The sequence below is a fragment of the Candidatus Velamenicoccus archaeovorus genome (genome assembly GCF_004102945.1).
Taxonomy (GTDB): Bacteria; Omnitrophota; Gorgyraeia; order Velamenicoccales; family Velamenicoccaceae; genus Velamenicoccus; species Velamenicoccus archaeovorus.
The window spans coordinates 1,326,177-1,343,984 of record NZ_CP019384.1 but is presented as its reverse complement, the minus strand read 5'-3'; the positions used below and the strand labels follow the sequence as shown (position 1 = coordinate 1,343,984).

17 protein-coding genes are annotated in these 17,808 nt (G+C 55.2%); all 17 read left to right on the top strand.

The window, feature by feature from the left end; all coding sequences use genetic code 11:
• The first annotated feature begins 1 nt into the window (after position 1).
• The 17 genes from BU251_RS06090 (at position 2) to BU251_RS06010 (ending at position 17,742) form a co-directional block, all read left to right on the top strand.
• Entirely contained in the window at positions 2 to 1,183 is a 1,182-nt protein-coding gene (locus tag BU251_RS06090) for a lipoprotein-releasing ABC transporter permease subunit (protein ID WP_128700169.1), read from the top strand.
• 56 nt (positions 1,184 to 1,239) lie between these two features.
• On the top strand, positions 1,240 to 1,857 hold the full coding sequence (locus BU251_RS06085; protein ID WP_228767783.1) for an ABC transporter ATP-binding protein: 618 nt from the start codon (positions 1,240 to 1,242) through the stop codon (positions 1,855 to 1,857).
• A gap of 99 nt (positions 1,858 to 1,956) precedes the next feature.
• The gene (gene ilvE, locus BU251_RS06080; RefSeq protein WP_128700167.1) at positions 1,957 to 2,829 is read left to right on the top strand and encodes a branched-chain-amino-acid transaminase; all 873 of its coding nucleotides are present in this window, start codon (positions 1,957 to 1,959) and stop codon (positions 2,827 to 2,829) included.
• Positions 2,819 to 3,370, top strand: a complete 552-nt coding sequence (locus tag BU251_RS06075; protein WP_128700166.1) for a UvrB/UvrC motif-containing protein — start codon at positions 2,819 to 2,821, stop codon at positions 3,368 to 3,370. Before ilvE ends, BU251_RS06075 begins: the two co-directional genes overlap by 11 nt.
• A gap of 135 nt (positions 3,371 to 3,505) precedes the next feature.
• Positions 3,506 to 4,555: a protein arginine kinase gene (locus BU251_RS06070; RefSeq protein ID WP_128700165.1), complete on the top strand. Its 1,050-nt coding sequence runs from the start codon at positions 3,506 to 3,508 to the stop codon at positions 4,553 to 4,555.
• A 24-nt stretch (positions 4,556 to 4,579) separates the two neighbouring features.
• Positions 4,580 to 7,006 (top strand): ATP-dependent Clp protease ATP-binding subunit, encoded by a 2,427-nt coding sequence (locus BU251_RS06065; protein ID WP_128700164.1) that lies wholly within the window; start codon positions 4,580 to 4,582, stop codon positions 7,004 to 7,006.
• A gap of 126 nt (positions 7,007 to 7,132) precedes the next feature.
• Positions 7,133 to 7,927, top strand: a complete 795-nt coding sequence (locus BU251_RS06060) for an MlaE family ABC transporter permease (RefSeq protein WP_128700163.1) — start codon at positions 7,133 to 7,135, stop codon at positions 7,925 to 7,927.
• 122 nt (positions 7,928 to 8,049) lie between these two features.
• Complete coding sequence (locus tag BU251_RS06055; RefSeq protein WP_320416942.1) at positions 8,050 to 8,829, top strand: ABC transporter ATP-binding protein; 780 nt, start codon at positions 8,050 to 8,052, stop codon at positions 8,827 to 8,829.
• A gap of 274 nt (positions 8,830 to 9,103) precedes the next feature.
• On the top strand, positions 9,104 to 9,736 hold the full coding sequence (locus tag BU251_RS06050; protein WP_128700162.1) for an MlaD family protein: 633 nt from the start codon (positions 9,104 to 9,106) through the stop codon (positions 9,734 to 9,736).
• 149 nt (positions 9,737 to 9,885) lie between these two features.
• On the top strand, positions 9,886 to 11,259 hold the full coding sequence (gene radA, locus BU251_RS06045; protein ID WP_194946673.1) for a DNA repair protein RadA: 1,374 nt from the start codon (positions 9,886 to 9,888) through the stop codon (positions 11,257 to 11,259).
• 65 nt (positions 11,260 to 11,324) lie between these two features.
• Entirely contained in the window at positions 11,325 to 12,335 is a 1,011-nt protein-coding gene (locus tag BU251_RS06040) for a PIN/TRAM domain-containing protein (RefSeq protein WP_128700161.1), read from the top strand.
• A gap of 340 nt (positions 12,336 to 12,675) precedes the next feature.
• On the top strand, positions 12,676 to 13,374 hold the full coding sequence (gene ispD / locus BU251_RS06035) for a 2-C-methyl-D-erythritol 4-phosphate cytidylyltransferase (RefSeq protein WP_128700160.1): 699 nt from the start codon (positions 12,676 to 12,678) through the stop codon (positions 13,372 to 13,374).
• 70 nt (positions 13,375 to 13,444) lie between these two features.
• Positions 13,445 to 13,927: a 2-C-methyl-D-erythritol 2,4-cyclodiphosphate synthase gene (ispF, locus tag BU251_RS06030; RefSeq protein ID WP_128700159.1), complete on the top strand. Its 483-nt coding sequence runs from the start codon at positions 13,445 to 13,447 to the stop codon at positions 13,925 to 13,927.
• A gap of 84 nt (positions 13,928 to 14,011) precedes the next feature.
• Positions 14,012 to 14,698 carry a serine O-acetyltransferase EpsC gene (gene epsC, locus BU251_RS06025; RefSeq protein ID WP_128700158.1) on the top strand — a complete coding sequence of 229 codons (687 nt, stop codon included), beginning with the start codon at positions 14,012 to 14,014 and terminating at the stop codon, positions 14,696 to 14,698.
• Position 14,699: 1 nt separating this feature from the next.
• On the top strand, positions 14,700 to 16,148 hold the full coding sequence (cysS, locus tag BU251_RS06020) for a cysteine--tRNA ligase (RefSeq protein WP_128700157.1): 1,449 nt from the start codon (positions 14,700 to 14,702) through the stop codon (positions 16,146 to 16,148).
• Between the two features lie 17 nt (positions 16,149 to 16,165).
• Positions 16,166 to 16,807, top strand: a complete 642-nt coding sequence (tmk, locus tag BU251_RS06015) for a dTMP kinase (protein ID WP_164908892.1) — start codon at positions 16,166 to 16,168, stop codon at positions 16,805 to 16,807.
• On the top strand, positions 16,759 to 17,742 hold the full coding sequence (locus BU251_RS06010) for a DNA polymerase III subunit (protein ID WP_128700155.1): 984 nt from the start codon (positions 16,759 to 16,761) through the stop codon (positions 17,740 to 17,742). Before tmk ends, BU251_RS06010 begins: the two co-directional genes overlap by 49 nt.
• The last annotated feature ends 66 nt before the right edge of the window (positions 17,743 to 17,808 follow it).

Sequence of the window (17,808 nt, the reverse complement as noted above, 5' to 3'; positions counted from 1 at the left end):
GATGAATCTTGCTTTTTTTATCAGCCGGCGTTATTTCTTGACTCTGCAGAAAGAACGGTTCATTTCCGTCATCAGCCTGATCTCGTGTCTTGGGATCGCCATCGGCGTGATGGCCCTTATCATTGTCATCGCCGTCATGACGGGTTTTGATAACGATCTCAAGGATAAGATCATCGGCGCCAATCCCCATATCATCATCCAGAGCGAAGACGGGATCGCCGATTTTCAACAAGTTAAGTCTTTGATCGAAGGCCTCAGGGGTGTGCGGGATGTTGCGCCGTATGTCAGCGGCCAGGCCTTTCTCTATTACAAAGACAAGGTGTTGAGCCTGAATCTCAAGGGGGTGGATCAGGCGTCCGAGAGCCGCGTGACGCGTATTCTCGGTTATATGGAGGGCGGCCGGCTGAACCTGCCTCCGGGAGGCATCGTCCTCGGCAAGGAGCTGGCGGCTGTGCTGGGTCTTTCCGTCGGCGACGAGGTGGTCTTGTCGTCGCCGGTCGTGGGATTGAATACGCCGTTCAAGGTGAGCGGGATCTTCCATACCGGCATGTACGATTATGACCTTAATTTGGCGTTCTTGAACATTAAAGACGCCCAGCAATTTTTCGGCGTCGGGACATTGGTGACCCAGGTGGGTGTCCGTCTGGATAATCCTTATTTGGCGCCGCAGGTCAAGAAAGAATTGAACCGTGTCCTGCCCGCCGGTCTTCATAGCCGCACATGGATGGATATCAACAAGAATTTTTTCTCCGCTCTGGCGCTGGAAAAGCTGGCGATGTTCATTATCCTGACATTGATCGTGCTCGTGGCCTGTTTTAACATCGTCAGCACGCTCATCGTCATGGTTGTCGAAAAGACAAAGGATATCGGTATTTTAAAGGCCGTGGGCGTATCTCAAGGGCAGGTGAGAAGGATCTTTACATGGGGCGGCCTAATTATTGGCACAGGAGGTATCCTTTTTGGTATAATAGGAGGGATTATTTTGTGTCTTTTGCTTAAAAAATATCAGTTCATCCAGCTCCCCCAGGATATTTATTATATCGACCATTTGCCTGTGGCGCTGCGCGGGCTCGATGTGGCCATGATCGCAGGCTCAGCTCTTTTAATTTGTTTTCTGGCAACGATTTACCCGGCGTCCAAGGCGGCGCGCCTCGTGCCGGCAGATGCCCTGAGGTATGAATAGTGCTTAAAGCGCTCCATCTTCAAAAAACATATCGTCAGGGCCCGAAGGCGCTGACCGTGCTTAAAGACGTAAGCTTAGAGGTCAAGCGGTCTGAAATGTTGAGCATCGTGGGTCCTTCGGGGGCGGGAAAGTCGACCCTGTTGCATATTCTCGGAGGATTGGATACGCCGACGCATGGTGAGGTTTTTGTCGACGGCGCGCGCCTGACGACGATGGATGAGCGGCGGCAGGCCGCGATCCGCAACAAGATGTTCGGTTTTGTTTTTCAGTTTTACCATCTTTTGAGGGAGTTCACGGCGCTGGAAAATGTGATGCTGCCGGGTTGCGTCGGGCGGGGATCGCAGGGCGTATCCGACGTCAGGAAAAAGGCCGAAGGGCTCCTGGATTTTCTGGGTTTGTCGCAACGGCTGAAACACAGGCCTTCGGAGCTGTCCGGCGGCGAACAGCAGCGCGTGGCCGTGGCGCGGGCGCTCATCAACGACCCGGAAATCCTTTTTTGCGATGAGCCGACGGGGAACCTGGATTTCGAGTCCGGCAGGCACATCCAGGAATTGTTGATGCGCCTCAATAAAGAAAAGGGGACGACGGTCGTCCTGGTGACGCACAGCCCCGAGCTGGCGCACGGCAGCCACAGGACATTGAAAATTTTCGATGGAAGGCTTGTTACAGGATAGCAGGCAGGTTGACAAGGTCCCTCGTTTCTAGGAGAAACGCTGACGGAGACTCGGGATCAATTTCAGACAAAACGATTCAGCGGGAGATTGAGAGGCACGATGTTGATTTATTTTAACGGAAAGCTGGTCAAAAAAGAAGACGCGAAGGTGTCGGTGTTCGATCACGGTCTGCTTTACGGCGATGGAGTGTTCGAGGGGATCCGTTCCTATGATTGCCTTGTTTTTAAACTGCGCGAGCATATCGACCGTCTTTATGCCTCGGCCCAGGGCATCTCTTTGAAGATCCCGATGCAGAAAAGAGAGATGGAGAAGGCGATCGTCGGCACCCTGAAGGCCAATAAGCTTAAAGATGCCTATATCCGCGTGGTGGTGACGAGAGGCGAGGGCGACCTCGGCCTGGATCCGCGCAACTGCCGTCATGCCACGGTCTTCATCATCACGGACAAGATCGCTCTCTATGCGGCGGAATTGTATCACAAGGGGCTCAAGATCGTGACGGTGCCGACCCGGCGCAATATCCCGGAGGCCCTGAATCCCCAGATCAAATCCCTGAATTATCTCAATAACATCCTGGGAAAGATCGAGGCGATCAACGCCGGCGTGCCCGAGGCATTGATGCTGGACCAGAACGGATTCGTGACGGAGTGCACGGGCGATAATATCTTCATGATCAAGGACGATGTCCTGGTGACGCCGCCTGTTTCCGTGGGCGTCTTGAACGGTATCACGCGCGGGGCCGTGCTGGAGGTGGCCGCGAAGGCGGGCCTCAAGACTTGTGAACGCATGGTGACGCGTTTCGAATTGTATGTCGCCGACGAGATGTTCTTGACGGGGACGGCTGCGGAGCTTATCCCGGTCGTCATGATCGACGGCCGTCTGATCGGGGCGGGGAACGTCGGCAAGCACACGTCGGCTTTGATCGGCGTTTTTAAGAAGATCACGAAAAAGGACGGCGTCCGCTATGCTCTGTAATATCTGCAATAAAAATCAGGCGACGGTGCATCTGACCGAGATCGTCGATAACCAGATGACCGAGTTGCATCTTTGTGATGACTGCGCCAAGAAAAAAAGCATCCAGATGGAGCAGCAGTTCGGTCTCTCGGATCTTCTGGCGGGCCTTGTGGATTATTCGAAGCAGCTGGGCGGCTCGGAGAAATCGGCTGTCGGGACGCAATGTCCTTTTTGCGGCCTGACCTACGAGGATTTCCGCAAGATCGGCCGCCTGGGTTGCAGCGAATGTTACACGGCCTTCGGGCGCTATTTGGGGCCTCTCTTGAAGCGCATCCACGGCGCCAGCCAGCATGTCGGCAAAACGCCGCTGTCTTTGTCCCAGGAGGAGGCGAAATCTGCCGTCAGGTCCCGCGGGTCTTCGGTGGCGGAGCTGAAGGCGAAGCTGCAGGAGGCCGTCGACCGCGAGGAATTTGAGGAGGCCGCGCGCCTGCGCGACGCGATCAAGGAAGCCGAGAAGACGGAGAAGAAGAAAAAATCCAAGACGGAAGAAACGGGGCAATAGCACAGCTCCCTCAATACCAAATTTTTAATGACGAATGCCGAATTAATTTCTAATTTTTCAAGACGGAAAATATTTGTTATTGGGCATTAGAATTTTATTCGGCATTGGAACGTAGAAATTAGGAATTTGATTACGATGAATCTTAATGATCTGATCAATCAGGTTTCCAGCTGGCTGAAAGGCACGGGACCTCATTCCGATATCGTGATCTCTTCGAGGATCCGGTTGGCGAGGAACCTGGATAAGACGCCTTTCCCGCATTGGGCCAAGAAAAATGACGCCGAGCAGGTCCTGGTCACGACCAAGGCTGCGTTCGAGCGGACGGCCGAATTGAAGAGCGCGGTTTTCCTGCGGTTAGAGGAACTCGACAATATCGACAAGCAGTTTTTGGTGGAACGTCATCTGATGTCGAACGAACACGCGGTCCGCAGCAACCAGAAAGCGCTATGCGTGACACCGCGGGAAGATGTCGCCATCATGGTCAACGAAGAAGACCACCTGCGTATCCAGGTGATGGAATCCGGGTTCGACCTGGACAAGACCTGGGACGTCATCAACTCCATCGACGACCAGCTTTCCGGTTTTCTGTCTTATGCCTTTAGCCGGGAATGGGGTTATCTGACAGCCTGCCCCACGAATACAGGCACGGGCATGCGGGGGTCCGTGATGCTTCATTTGCCGGCACTCGTCATGTCGCGTCAGATCAATAAGGTGCTGGAGGCTATCGCTAAGTTAAGCTTTACGACGCGCGGTCTCTATGGGGAAGGCACGCAGGCATCGGGAAATTTTTTCCAGATCTCCAACCAGGTTTCTTTGGGATTGAGAGAGGAGGAGATCCTCGGCAACATCAAGGGCGTCATCGGTCAGATCATCGAGCAGGAACAGAAGGCGCGGGAAGTCCTTTTGGCCGAGCACCGGGAGATGCTCGAAGACAGGATCTGGCGTTCGTACGGCACACTCAAGAACGCCCACATCATTTCAAGCGGCGAGACCGTTGAACTTTTGTCCATGCTGCGGCTGGGCAACGACCTTGGGCTCGTCGAGAACATGGAGCGCGGCCTGATCAATGAGCTTTTCATCCTGACGCAGCCCGCGCACCTGCAGAAGCTCGAGAACAAAAAGTTATCCGCCAATGAGCGCGATATCAAACGGGCGCAAATTATCCGTGAGCGCCTGAAAGTGTAGTCCATAGACAAGTCGGAGGTGAATGTGTTCAATCGTTTTACGGAAAGAGCCAGAAAGGTCATTGTCTTGGCCAAGGAAGAGGCCAGGCGTTTTAATCACGATTATATCGGCACCGAACATCTGCTGTTGGGGCTGATCCGGGAAGGCGAAGGGGTCGCGGCTGCCGTTTTGCAGAAACTGGGTTTGAGCCTGGAGAGCATCCGCTTGGAAGTGGAAAAACTCGTCCAGCCGGGTCCGACGACGCAGATCCAGGGGGACGTGCCATTTACGCCGCGTTCCAAAAAAGCGCTGGAATTGGCGGCAGAGGAGGCGCGCGCCCTCGGGCATAACTATATCGGCACCGAACATCTGCTGTTGGGGCTGATCCGGGAAGGTGAAGGCGTTGCTTCCCAGGTTCTTTTGAATCTTGGGCTTGATCTGAACCGGGTGCGCAGCGAGATCATGGAGCTTCTGGGGTCCGCAACGCCGGGCTTTGGCACGCAGGCCCAGAGCAAATCCAAGACGCCGGCCCTAGATGCCTTTGGCCGCGACTTGACGGCCTTGGCGCGTGAAGGCAAACTCGACCCCGTCATCGGCAGGAAAAACGAGATCGAGCGTGTGATCCAGATCTTGGCCAGGCGGACAAAGAATAACCCGGTTCTTCTCGGTGAAGCGGGCGTCGGCAAGACCGCGATCGTCGAGGGCCTCGCCCAGCAGATCGTCATGTCGAACGTTCCCGAAGTTCTGATCGGCAAGCGTATCGTGGCGCTGGATTTGGCGCTCATGATCGCCGGGACAAAATACCGCGGCCAGTTTGAAGAGAGGATCAAGGCCGTCATGGACGAGATCAAGCGCTCGCGCGACGTCATGATCTTTATCGACGAGCTGCATATGCTCGTCGGGGCAGGCGCCGCGGAAGGGGCGATCGACGCCTCCAACATCCTCAAGCCCGCCTTGTCGCGCGGGGAAATTCAGTGCATCGGCGCCACGACGCCGGATGAATACCGTAAATACATCGAAAAGGACGCCGCACTGGAGCGCCGGTTCCAGACCATCATGGTGGACCCGCCTTCCGTCGATGAGACGGTGGAGATCCTTAAAGGGCTGCGTGATAAATACGAACGTCACCATAATGTCGAATATCTCGATGAGGCCATTGCGGCGGCTGCAAAGTTCTCCGATCGTTACATCAGCGGCCGTTTTCTTCCCGACAAGGCGATCGATCTTCTGGATGAGTCCGGATCCCGCGCCCGTCTCGCTACGCTGATCGTCCCTCCGGGCATCAAACAGCTGGAGATGAACGTCGAAGAGCTCAAGAAGGAAAAAGAGATTTTCATCAAGAATCAGGATTTTGAAAAGGCGGCTTCTTTGCGGGACCAGGAGCGCCAGGCCCGCCAGAATCTTGAGGATGAAAGGAAGAAGTGGCAGGAGGAGCGCGCCAAGTCCAGGCCCAAGATCACGGAAGAAGATATCGCGACCATCGTTTCCAAGATCACGGGTATCCCGGTCGTGAGGCTCGAGCAGAAAGAGAGCGAAAAGCTTCTCAAGATCGAAGAAGAACTGCGCCAGAGGGTCGTCGGACAGGATGAGGCTTTGGCGGCGATCGGCCGTTCGGTCAGGAGATCCCGCGCGGGGATCAAGGATCCGCGCCGGCCCATCGGCTCTTTCGTCTTTTTGGGGCCCACCGGCGTCGGAAAGACGTTGCTGGCCCGTGCGCTCGCAGAATTCATGTTCGGGGATGAAAATGCCCTCGTGCAGCTGGACATGTCGGAATATATGGAGAAGTTCAATGTCTCGCGCCTCGTGGGCGCGCCGCCGGGATATGTGGGGTACGAAGAGGGCGGTCAGCTGACGGAGAAAATCCGGCGCCGCCCGTACGCGGTCATCCTTTTGGATGAGATCGAAAAGGCGCACCCGGATGTCTTCAATATCCTCCTGCAAGTCCTGGAGGACGGGCGTCTTACCGATAGTTTCGGCCGCAAGGTCGATTTCCGCAATTGCATCATCATCATGACCTCCAACGTCGGGGCGGAGCTTCTGCGCAAGCAGGGCGCTTTGGGGTTTAAGGCGCAGAGCGGGGACATGTCGTATCAGCAGATGAAGGAGCGGCTCCTGGAGGAGGTCAAGAGGACCTTCAAGCCGGAATTTCTCAACAGGATCGACGACGTCATCGTCTTCCGTCCTTTGGAGAAGAACGACCTTTATAAGATCGTTGAGATCGAGATCGGCGAGGTCCAGGGGCGCCTGAACGAACGGCACGTGACGCTGGCCCTGGACCAGGAGGCGAAGGATTTCCTGATCGAAAAAGGCTTCGATCCTGTTTTCGGCGCGCGTCCTTTAAAGCGCACGATCCAGCGTTATATCGAAGATCCCCTGGCTGAAGAGATCATCGGCGGCAGGATCAAAGAGGGGAGCATGGTCAAGATCGGCAAGAAAAAAGACAGGGAAGAATTGTCTTTTGAGCAGAAGTGAACCCTGCCGGGAACCAAGGATTTCGCCGGAGAAAAACAACGCTGATATTTTTACGCGGCGGCCGGGAGGTTGAAGTCATTTGGTCGGGTGTGCAGAGGATGAGTGTTATTGTAACATGAGGAGCATATGTTTCTTTTCAAGAGGGCGTTTTATATAGCCCTGGGCGCCAAGGTCCTGTCTTTCATCCATTTTTTCGGGGGCGTAGTGAGCCTGGGTGCCCAGGCGGCCGTTCTTATTCCCGCCAGACCTCTGGGAGGAGGCCGGATCCTTGAGCAGGCCAAGAAGGTAGGCGTCGACAGCCTGCCGATAGTCGCCCTCGTCTCGTTCTTTATCGGCGTCATCCTGGCGTTGCAGATTGCCTACATCATGCTGAAGATGTCGAGCGAGATCTACATCGCCAGCATCGTCGCCGTGGCTTTGACGCGCGAGCTGGGGCCTGTGATCACGGCCTTGATCGTCGCCGGCCGCAGCGGCGCCGGCATCACCGCGGAGCTCGGGACGATGGCCGTGACCGAGCAGGTCGACGCCCTGGTGACGCTCGGCTCCAATCCCATCAAATACCTCGTTGTTCCCAGGCTTCTAAGCATGAGCATCATGCTGCCGGTCTTGACCATCTTTGCCGACGCCATCGGTATTTTCGGCGGTTACCTCATCGGTGTTTATAATTTGAGCATCCGTTCCAGCCTTTATATGAACATGACTTTTCAAACCCTTGTGTACAAGGACCTTTTCACGGGACTGATAAAAACCATTGTGTTCGGTATGATCATAGCGCTGGTCGCCTGTTACGAAGGCCTGAATGTGCGCGGCGGGGCGGAAGGCGTCGGCAAGGCAACGACCATGTCGGTCGTCAACACCTTCATCATGATCATTGCAGCAGACTGTTTCTTTACGGCTTTGTTTTATTTCTTTGTGAAATAAGCTTCGTTAGGGATCAAGATTTCTAGCGGGACCATCTCTGACGTTTAAGATTATGGCTGAACAATCGGTTCTATCGGCAAGGAAGGCCCTTGTTTTTAAGATGGTGCGCCAGGCAGGTTACTATGGCAATGATTGAGTTGATAGACGTTTCAAAAAACCTCGGCGGAAAGCAGGTCTTGGACCATATGAGCCTGAGCGTCGAAGAAGGAGAGACTAAGGTCATCATCGGCCGTTCGGGTGTGGGCAAGAGCGTCACGCTTAAGCACATCGTCCGTCTCATGGAGCCGGACGAGGGGGGCGTGCGTGTGGAAGGCAAGGATGTCCTTGCCCTGCAGGGTAAGGAGCTCAATGAGCTCCATATGGAGATTGGCCTGGTCTTTCAGGGCGGCGCCCTTTTTGATTCGCTGACAGTGGGGGAGAACGTCGGATTCATCTTGCGCGAACACATGAGCATGGCCCAGTCCGAGATCGACAAACGCGTCAGGGAATCCCTGGCGCTTGTCGGGCTTTATGATGTGGAGCATTATATGCCGGCGGACCTGAGCGGCGGCATGAAGAAACGCGTGGCTTTGGCGCGGGCGATCTGTACGCGCCCCAAGATCATCCTGTATGACGAGCCGACGACGGGCGTGGACCCCATCACGGCAGATGCCATCAACCAGCTGATCGACGAGCTGCATGACAAGCTGAAGGTGACCTCTATCGTCGTGACGCATGATATGAGGAGCGCCTATAAGGTGGCGGACCGCATCGCGATGCTTTATGAGGGCAAGATCATCGCCGAGGGCACGCCGGACGAAATCCGTTATTCCCATGATCCTTACGTTCACCAGTTCATTACAGGTGCGGCCCATGGGCCGATCACGGACGGCCAGAATTCGAACGGGAGGAACGGGGGATAGGGAGATTTTAATTTTTAGGCCTCCGTATTCCTGAATAAGCGGAGGGTTTCATTTTGCAGGGAAGAATGCCTGGTTATAGGCAAAATTAAGGAAGTTAATATCATCCCTTGCGTTTACATTTTGAAAGTATCTATCTGCAGCCAGCCTCCACAGAGTGTCGAGGGGCAGACAGATATTTTCAAGATACGCTTCGGGATTAACCCGGAAAGGGTAGACCTCCGCATTCCATATAGCGGAGGGTCTAATCCGCCGGAGGCGGATTAAGGAGACTTGCATGGCGCAAAATACGAAATCCCTGGAGTTTAAAGTCGGTATTTTTGTCTTTCTCGGCATCCTGATCCTGTCCTGGTTTATTTTCAGGATCGGCGATGTCAAACTGACCGCCAGCGGCTATAATCTGCGCGTCATGTTTGGTTTTGCCAACGGCATTAAGATCGGCGCGCCCGTGCGCGTGGCCGGCGTCGACAAGGGTGAGGTTAAGGAGATTAAGCTGACGCACAGCACCGACGGCAAGCCGGCGGTTTTTATCCGCATATGGCTGGAGGGTGATACGCAGGTCCCGGTCGATTCCCGGGCGTGGGTCAATACGCTGGGGCTCCTGGGGGAAAAATATCTGGAGATCATCCCCGGCAGGGATTACAACAAGGTCCTTGTGGCCGATGGCCTTTTGGTCGGCGAAGACCCGACGAGCGTCCAGGAGGTGACGGACCTGGCCAAGGATATCGCCTTGAAGACGAAAGATACCCTTGACGCGTTGAACAGTATCCTGACCGACATGCATGAAGGCCGCGGCACGATCGGGAAGCTTTTTACGGACGACAGGCTTTATGCGGACATCGAAGAGATGTTCGCTGATTTGAAGAAGCACCCCTGGAAACTGCTCTATCGTCCCAAGGGTGCGGAGTAATTTTAATAACCAAATTCCAAGAAACGATCATCAAACAATAATCAATAACCAGATCTGAATAACCAAATAATGCTTTTTTAGTCATTGGTGATTGGATATTGGGATGTGCTTGATTTTTGTGTCTTGGTTATTGGTCATCTATCTTTTCTATGCCTAAGATTTCAAAAACAAAGGCGGCTTTTGTCTGCCAGAATTGCGGTTTCAGTTCGCCGAAATGGCTCGGCCGTTGCCCGGATTGCTCAAGCTGGAATTCGTTTGTCGAGGAAGAAACGGTTGTCCGGCCGGCCTCCCGCGGCGTTTCCTACCGTGAGCCTGTCCTTCTGCATACGGTTGAATCCCTGGAACAGGAACGCATGAAGGTCGGCATGCAGGAACTTGATCGCGTCCTGGGCGGCGGCGTGGTGCGCGGGTCCGTGGTCTTGGTAGGCGGGGACCCCGGTATCGGCAAGTCGACGATATCGCTCCAGCTGTGTCAAAAGCTGGCGCACTCGGGCAAGAAGATCCTTTATGTCAGCGGTGAAGAGTCCATCCAGCAGACCAAGATGCGCGCCGATCGGCTGGGGGCCGGTCCTCAGGATTCCTTTTTCATCGTCAATGTGACGGATCTGGACGCCGTCATAGATGCCGTCAAAAAATTTCTGCCGGACCTTGTGGTCGTCGATTCGATCCAAGTCGTCTATTCCCCCGGTCTGTCGTCTAGCGCCGGAAGCGTCAGTCAGGTGCGCGAGTGCGCCGGTATCCTGACGCAGCTGGCCAAGCAGACGGGGATTTCGATCGTCCTGATCGGCCATGTCACCAAAGAGGGAATGATCGCCGGCCCGCGCGTGTTGGAACACATCGTGGATACGGTCTTGTATTTTGAAGGAGAGCGTTTTTCGAGCTACCGCATCTTGAGGGCCATCAAGAATAGGTTCGGCTCCACCAATGAGATCGGCGTCTTCGAGATGGGCGCCAGGGGGCTGGAGGAAGTCGGCAATCCGTCGCAGATCTTTCTGGCGGAACGGCCCAAAGAAGTCTCGGGCAGCGCCGTCGTACCCGTTCTGGAGGGGACGCGTCCGATCCTGATCGAGGTCCAGGCCCTGGTCTCCAAGGCGAATTTCGGGGTGACGCGCCGCAAGACCCAGGGCATTGATTACAACCGGCTGAGCCTGCTGGCCGCGGTTTTAGAGAAGCGGCTGTCGCTTAAATTGTTCGATAAGGATATTTTCGTGAACGTCGTCGGCGGCATGAAGATCGATGATCCGGCGATCGACCTGGCCGTCTGCCTGGCGGTCGCCTCAAGCATCGAAGACAAGGTCATCGGTTTCGACACGGTCCTCCTTGGCGAGGTCGGGTTGGGCTCGGAAGTGCGCAGCGTCGCCAACATCGCTTTGAGGGTCAATGAGGCGCAGAAGCTCGGATTTAAGAAATGTATCCTCCCCCGGAGCAATGCGCAGGCATTGAAGGAGTGGAAGGATGCGGGCATGAAGCTCATAGCCGTATCCGATCTCTCGGAAGCCATGAAGGCGCTCTGGAAAGGGTGATCCGGATTCATTTTTTATCTCATAGATGCGACACCGACCGGTGTCCGTGAAGAGGGGAGTTTTTTATGAATATGACCATGTTGTTCATCAGGATCCTGTTTTTGATCTGTTCGACGCTCGTCGGCTACCAGATCGGGGAGGTCAATGATTTCAATATCTACTGGACATCTCTGAGCGGTTTCGGCTTCGGTCTTCTCATCATCATACTGGAGGCCGGCATGCGCGGTATTTCAGTCAGGGGGCTGTCCAGCGCCGTCTTCGGCTTGATCCTGGGCCTGATCATTTCGCGCCTGATGACCTCGGCGCTCTTTACGCTTTTTCCCCTGGATAAATCCATGAAGGACATTTCCGCTTATCTCTTGACGTTGTCTTTCGCCTATCTGGGCATGGCGATCGCCCTCAGGGGGCGGGATGAGTTCAACCTCATCATTCCTTATGTCAAGTTCAGGCGGCAGGACGAGAAGGCCGACACCGTCGTCCTGGACACAAGCGCCATCATCGACGGGCGTGTTGTCGATATCCTCAAAACTTCTTTTGTCGAAGCTCGTCTCGTCGTGCCGCGTTTTGTCTTGAAAGAATTGCAGACGATCGCCGATTCGGCGGATGCGGTCAAACGCCAGCGGGGACGCAGGGGGCTGGAGATCCTGCACATGATCCGCAGCGATGCACGCTTCAATCTTGTCGTTCACGAGGAGGATTTTCCCGACACGCGCGACGTGGATGGAAAACTGGTCAAACTGGCCAAACTGCTTGAGGCCAAGATTTTTACGGTGGATTTCAATCTCAACCGTATTTCAGAACTCCAGGGCGTCAAGGTCCTGAATATCAATGAGTTGGCCAATGCCCTCAAAAGCGTCGTTCTGCCGGGAGAGGCCTTGGAGGTGAAACCCATCAAGGAAGGCAAAGAACATAACCAGGCGATCGCTTATCTCGACGACGGCACGATGGTCGTCGTGGAGGACGCCCGCCGGTTTATCGGCCAGTCTGTCCGCGTGTCCATCACGTCGGTTTTGCAGACACAGGCCGGCCGTATGGTCTTCGCCAAGCCTGAAGGTCCGTCCCGTCAGGCATCGTGATGGTTGGCGGGACCTGTTTTTTGGCATGACGGCCCACCGGAAAACCCGGGATTTCCATCTAGCCCTAAAGGCTTTAGGTGCGGAGTTTCACCGAGCGCCGAGAAAGTGGAAGCCAGCGGTTTGCCTCTCGGACAGATGCGCCGTTGAGCTTTGCCCGGCCCCCAAATGTCCTAGCTGTCAAGAGGGATTGGCGGTGTCTTTAGGCACCGCCACGGGTATTCGGGCAGGCAAGCGACCATGAGAACCCGGGAATACAAAGAGGTCGCGGTACGCCTGACGGCTCGTCCGTCTGCTTGTCGAAGACAAGCGGGCGGGCAGGCCGTGGGCCCCACGCTAAGTTATGTCTGAAGGATGCAAGATCACAGCCCTGATTCCCGCCGCCGGACTCGGCTCCAGGATGCACCTTAATCTGGCCAAGCCGCTGATCGAGATCAAGGATAAGCCGATCATCGTCTATACGCTGGAGGTTTTTCAGGCCCATCCCTTGGTCGATGAGATCGTATTGATCTTTCATCCCGATGGTCTGGAGGAGGCGCGTTCTTTTGTCAGGAAGTTCAAATTGACCAAAGTCGCCCGCGTGATCGCCGGCGGCGCCTCGCGTAAAGAATCGGTCAGGAACGGCCTGGAGGTTGTGGACATGAGAACGAAGTTTGTTTTGGTCCATGACGGCGTGAGGCCCTTTGTGGATGAAGGGGGCATCACGCGTGTGATCGAAGAAGCCAAGGTGTGCGGGGCGGCCGTGCTGGGCGTTCCCGTTAAGCCGACCATCAAGAGGCTGAACCACCGCATGGAAGTTGATGAGACGCTCAAGCGGGATTATCTCTGGGAGATACAGACGCCCCAGGTCTTTGAGAGAGAATTGATCCAGAAGGCTTACTTGCGTTCAAGCAAGCTTGGCGTTCCCGACGACGCTTCACTGGTCGAAAAGATGGGAAAAAGGGTCAAGGTTGTCATGGGGTCTTATTTCAATATCAAGATCACGACGCAGGAAGATCTTGTTTTTGCCGATGCTATTGCGGGCATCAGGGCGTTGGAATAGTTTTTTTGAGTCTTTTGAGTTCATAGAGTTTGTTGAGTTAAGCTCTATGGAGACAACAAATCTTTTTGATATGAATTATAGAGTCGGCATCGGTTACGATATCCATCGGTTCGCGCCGAAAAGAAAACTTGTTCTCGGGGGCGTGGTGGTTCCTTTTGGGAAGGGGCTTCTGGGGCATTCCGATGCGGATGTCGTCCTGCATGCCCTTTGCGATGCCTTCTTGGGTGCCATGGGGGCGGGCGATATCGGGCACCACTTTCCGCCGGGAGATCCCGCTTGCCGCAACGTTTCCAGCCTTGACTTTCTTGAGCAGGTTGTCCGGCTTCTGAGACGCAGGCATTTTGCCGTTTCGAATGCCGATGTGATGGTGATCCTGGAGAGGCCGAAAATCGCGCCTTTTGTTCCGGAGATGAAGGCAAAGATCGGTGCCGTGCTCGGCGTGGGGATAGAAAACATTTCCATCAAGGCGACGACCCACGAGGGCGTCGGCGAGATCGGGCGCGGGCGCGCTGCTGCGGCCTATGCCGTCGCCCTGATCAAAAAGACCAGATGATTTTTTTCCATATTCGGCCCCTCGTGCATAAAGGCGGGAGCCGGTAAAACTTTTCGGGGCAGACGAGGGAGGGGAGAAGACATCATGACCATCTTTTTGCATATCGTCGGAACGCTTGTGATCCTGTTGTTGGCATGGATTGTTTTTGTTTTGATCATTTTCAAGAAGGAGGTCGATGCCGTCTTCGACAGGGATCCGGCCGCGCGCAGTTACCTTGAGGTGGTCCTTTTGTATGCCGGGCTCCAGGCGTTGGTGATGCACCGGATCGCCCACGCCCTCTACCGGATGAGGGTCCCGTTTTTGCCGCGGTTGTTGTCGCAGGTTTCCCGGTTTTTTACCGGTGTCGAGATACATCCGGCCGCGCAGATCGGCGATGGGCTTTTTATCGATCACGGGATGGGCGTGGTGATCGGGGAGACCTCTGTAGTCGGCAAGAATGTGACGCTCTATCAGGGCGTGACTCTCGGGGGGACCGGCAAGGAGAAGGGCAAGCGGCATCCGAATATCGGCGACAATGTTGTCATCGGCACAGGCGCCAAGGTCCTGGGGAACATCACGGTGGGCGACAATTCCTATATCGGCGCCAACGCCGTTGTCCTGAAGGATGTCCCGCCGAATGCGACGGTGGTGGGTGTCCCCGGGCGCATCACAAGGCAGGATGGCAAAAAGATCGACAGGCTCCTCGACCACATCCATGTCCTCGACCCTTTGATGCAGTCTCTGGAAGATCTGGAAGAACGCGTCAAAGACCTGGAAAAAAAACTCAAATAAGATAATGGTCTCTGTTTATAATTCGCTTTCAAGAAAAAAGGAAGATCTGGTCCCTTGCGTCCCCGGCAAGATCAAGATGTATACCTGCGGAGTGACGGTGTACGACGACTGCCATGTCGGCCACGCGCGCAGCCTTTATATCTTCGACGTCATCAAGAAATACCTTGAGTATCGCGGTTTCCGTGTCACCCTGGTCAGGAACATCACTGATGTCGACGATAAGATCATCAATCGCGCCCGCCAGGACGGCGTTGCGTTTGACGAGATCCGCGTCCGTTATATCGGGAATTATGAAAGGGATCTGGCGGCCCTGGGGATCGCCAGAGCCGATGTGGAACCTTTGGCCACTGAGAATATCCCCGGGATGATCGCGCATATCGGCAAGTTGATCGCCAAAGGGGCCGCCTACGTCATTGACGGCGATGTGTATTTCTCCGTCAGGCTCTTCAAGGATTACGGCAAGCTTTCGGGTCAGACCCTTGATGAGATGATGACGGCCGTCAGGATCGAGAAGGACGAAAAGAAGAAAGACCCCCTGGATTTCGCTCTCTGGAAGAAGTCCAAAGAAGGGGAGCCTAGTTGGCCGAGCCCCTGGGGGCCGGGCCGTCCCGGATGGCACATCGAGTGTTCCACGATGAGCATGCATTATCTCAAGACCGAGAGCTTGGACATTCATGCGGGAGGGCTGGATCTTATTTTTCCTCACCACGAGAACGAGATCGCGCAGGCCGAGGCTTTGACAGGCAAGCCTTTTGCCAAATACTGGATCCACCACGGACTTTTGACCATCGACGGCCGCAAGATGTCGAAATCCCTTGGGAATTTCTATACGATCCAGGATGTCCTCAAGCAATTTTCGCCGGATATCCTCAAGCTCTTTTTTCTTTCGGCCCACTACCGCTCCCCGATCGATTTCACTTTTGACGGGCTGAAGAACAGCCGCAAGGCTCTGGATAAGATGGCGGAATTCGTGGACAAGGCGCATGCGGCGCGCCGCGGCATCGCTAAGATCAGGCCTTTGGTGAGATACCCTGTTGAACTCCAGGAGTTCCGCCGGCGTTTCGAAGAGGCCATGGACGATGATTTCAATACGGCGCAGGGTCTGGCCGTTCTTTTTGATATCGTCAACAGCGGCAACAAGCTTTTGTCGTCTTCCCGCTCCAGGGGTGTCGCCCTTCAGGCCTGCCGTCTCCTTTTGGAGCTGGCGGAAGTCTTTGGTCTCAAGATCGAATCCGCTTCGCACGCGCAGGTGATCGACGCCTCCGTCAGGCTTAAAACGGCGCCGCAGGCAGGGCCGGAGGCGGCGGCGCTTTTGCCGGAAGATGTCAAGAGGCTGGTCCAGGAACGCCAGGTGGCGCGGCAGAAGAAAGATTTCAAGCGGGCAGATGAGATCCGTGATTATCTTAAGGTCCACGGCGTGACCATCGAAGATACGAGGAAGGCGGGGTAAGGATGTATTCTCGAGGGATGTTTATCACATTCGAAGGCTGCGAAAAGAGCGGCAAGAGCACGCAGGCAAGGCTTCTCAGCCGTTACCTGAAGGCATGCGGTTTCAAAACTCTCTTTATCCGCGAGCCGGGTTCGACGGTCTTGGGCGAAAAGATACGCAGGATCCTTTTGGACAAAAGAAACGACCGGATGTCATTGGCGACGGAGATGCTTTTGTATATGGCGGCGCGCGCCCAGCTTATCGAAGAGGTGATCCGGCCCGCCCTGGCGCGCGGCGCGGTCGTTCTTTGCGACAGGTTCCAGGATTCGACGCTCGCCTATCAGGGTTACGGCTGCGGGCTGGAGATCGCGGTTTTAGAGAAGGTGGGGCGTTGGGCAACGGCAGGATTGACCCCTGATCTGACATTGCTCCTTGATTCATGGCAGAGCAGGGACAAGCTCAGAAACACATCTTTACCCGACAGGATCGAATCGAGACCGGATGCCTTTCATAACCGCGTCAAAAAAGGTTATCGGGCCCTGGCCAGAAAATATCCGGCAAGGATCAAGACGATCCGTGTCCAGCCGTCTATCCTCCAGACCCAGGCGAAGATAAGGGAGATCGTAGAGTCGTGTCTTTTAAAGAAATCCTCGGACAAGAAAAGGCCGTCGCGCTCCTGAAGGGCGCCTTTTTGCGGGGCCGTGTGAGCCACGCGTATATCTTTGTCGGCCCTGCGGGCGTCGGCAGGTCAAAAGCCGCGATAAACTTCGCCAAGCTTCTGCTGTGCGAGGCTCCATGTCAGGCCGAGCCTTGCGATGTTTGTCCGTCTTGCCGGAAGGCGGACGCCGCCAATCACCCCGATATTCGGGTCCTTTCAGCCGACGGCCAATTTATCAAGATCGACGCCGTCCGTGAGGCCTGCCGCAGGCTCGCCCTTAAAGGTTTTGAATCTTCAAAGAAAGTCCTTATCATCTCGGACGGCGCCGCCTTGAACGACGAGTCTTCCAACGCGCTTTTAAAGACGCTGGAAGAGCCGTCGCCGGATACGGTCATCGTTATTCTGGCGACGAGCCTTAAGGCGATGGTGCCGACGATCGTCTCGCGTTGCCAGCGGATTGTCTTCAGTAGTCTGGAGGGGTCCGTGGTTTTTGAGATCCTTCGCAGGGATCACGGGGTCGGCGAAGACGAGGCCTTTTATCTTTCGCGTATTTCCGATGGTTGCATGGAAGCGGCGCTTCAGTTTCACGAGGGAAAGGTTTTCGCGCAGAGGAACCGTCTTGTCGCCGGATGGTTGAGGGGGGGGGCGGGGCTGTTCGGAGACGAGGCCGGCGGGGCCTCGGAAAAAAAAGAGCCGAGACAGGCGACGGAGATGGCGCTCTATCTGCTGGCGGGCTGGCTGCGCGATATCCTCGTCGGTAAAATTGTGGCCGATAAAAAATATTTCATAAATGCAGATAGGATTGATGATATAATACACCTCTCCCGGAAGCTGGATGCCGAGGTATTGGAGGGTGCATTGAAGCTTGTGGCCCAGACGGCAGCCGATCTGAAGGCCAACGTTAACACGAGGCTGGCCTTGGCCCGCTTGAATACGGAGCTGCAAAAGATCGCCTGACCCGGTTTCCCATGCTCGCCGCGGGAAAATCCATGACGAATGCGTCCTGGGCGATTTGTGTTTTTG

Coding starts and splice junctions, on each gene's coding strand:
- BU251_RS06090 (WP_128700169.1), top strand. CDS start 2: ATGAATCTTGCTTTTTTTATCAGCCGGCGTTATTTCTTGACTCTGCAG.
- ilvE (WP_128700167.1), top strand. CDS start 1,957: ATGTTGATTTATTTTAACGGAAAGCTGGTCAAAAAAGAAGACGCGAAG.
- BU251_RS06075 (WP_128700166.1), top strand. CDS start 2,819: ATGCTCTGTAATATCTGCAATAAAAATCAGGCGACGGTGCATCTGACC.
- BU251_RS06070 (WP_128700165.1), top strand. CDS start 3,506: ATGAATCTTAATGATCTGATCAATCAGGTTTCCAGCTGGCTGAAAGGC.
- BU251_RS06060 (WP_128700163.1), top strand. CDS start 7,133: ATGTTTCTTTTCAAGAGGGCGTTTTATATAGCCCTGGGCGCCAAGGTC.
- BU251_RS06055 (WP_320416942.1), top strand. CDS start 8,050: ATGGCAATGATTGAGTTGATAGACGTTTCAAAAAACCTCGGCGGAAAG.
- BU251_RS06050 (WP_128700162.1), top strand. CDS start 9,104: ATGGCGCAAAATACGAAATCCCTGGAGTTTAAAGTCGGTATTTTTGTC.
- radA (WP_194946673.1), top strand. CDS start 9,886: ATGCCTAAGATTTCAAAAACAAAGGCGGCTTTTGTCTGCCAGAATTGC.
- BU251_RS06040 (WP_128700161.1), top strand. CDS start 11,325: ATGAATATGACCATGTTGTTCATCAGGATCCTGTTTTTGATCTGTTCG.
- ispD (WP_128700160.1), top strand. CDS start 12,676: ATGTCTGAAGGATGCAAGATCACAGCCCTGATTCCCGCCGCCGGACTC.
- ispF (WP_128700159.1), top strand. CDS start 13,445: ATGAATTATAGAGTCGGCATCGGTTACGATATCCATCGGTTCGCGCCG.
- epsC (WP_128700158.1), top strand. CDS start 14,012: ATGACCATCTTTTTGCATATCGTCGGAACGCTTGTGATCCTGTTGTTG.
- tmk (WP_164908892.1), top strand. CDS start 16,166: ATGTTTATCACATTCGAAGGCTGCGAAAAGAGCGGCAAGAGCACGCAG.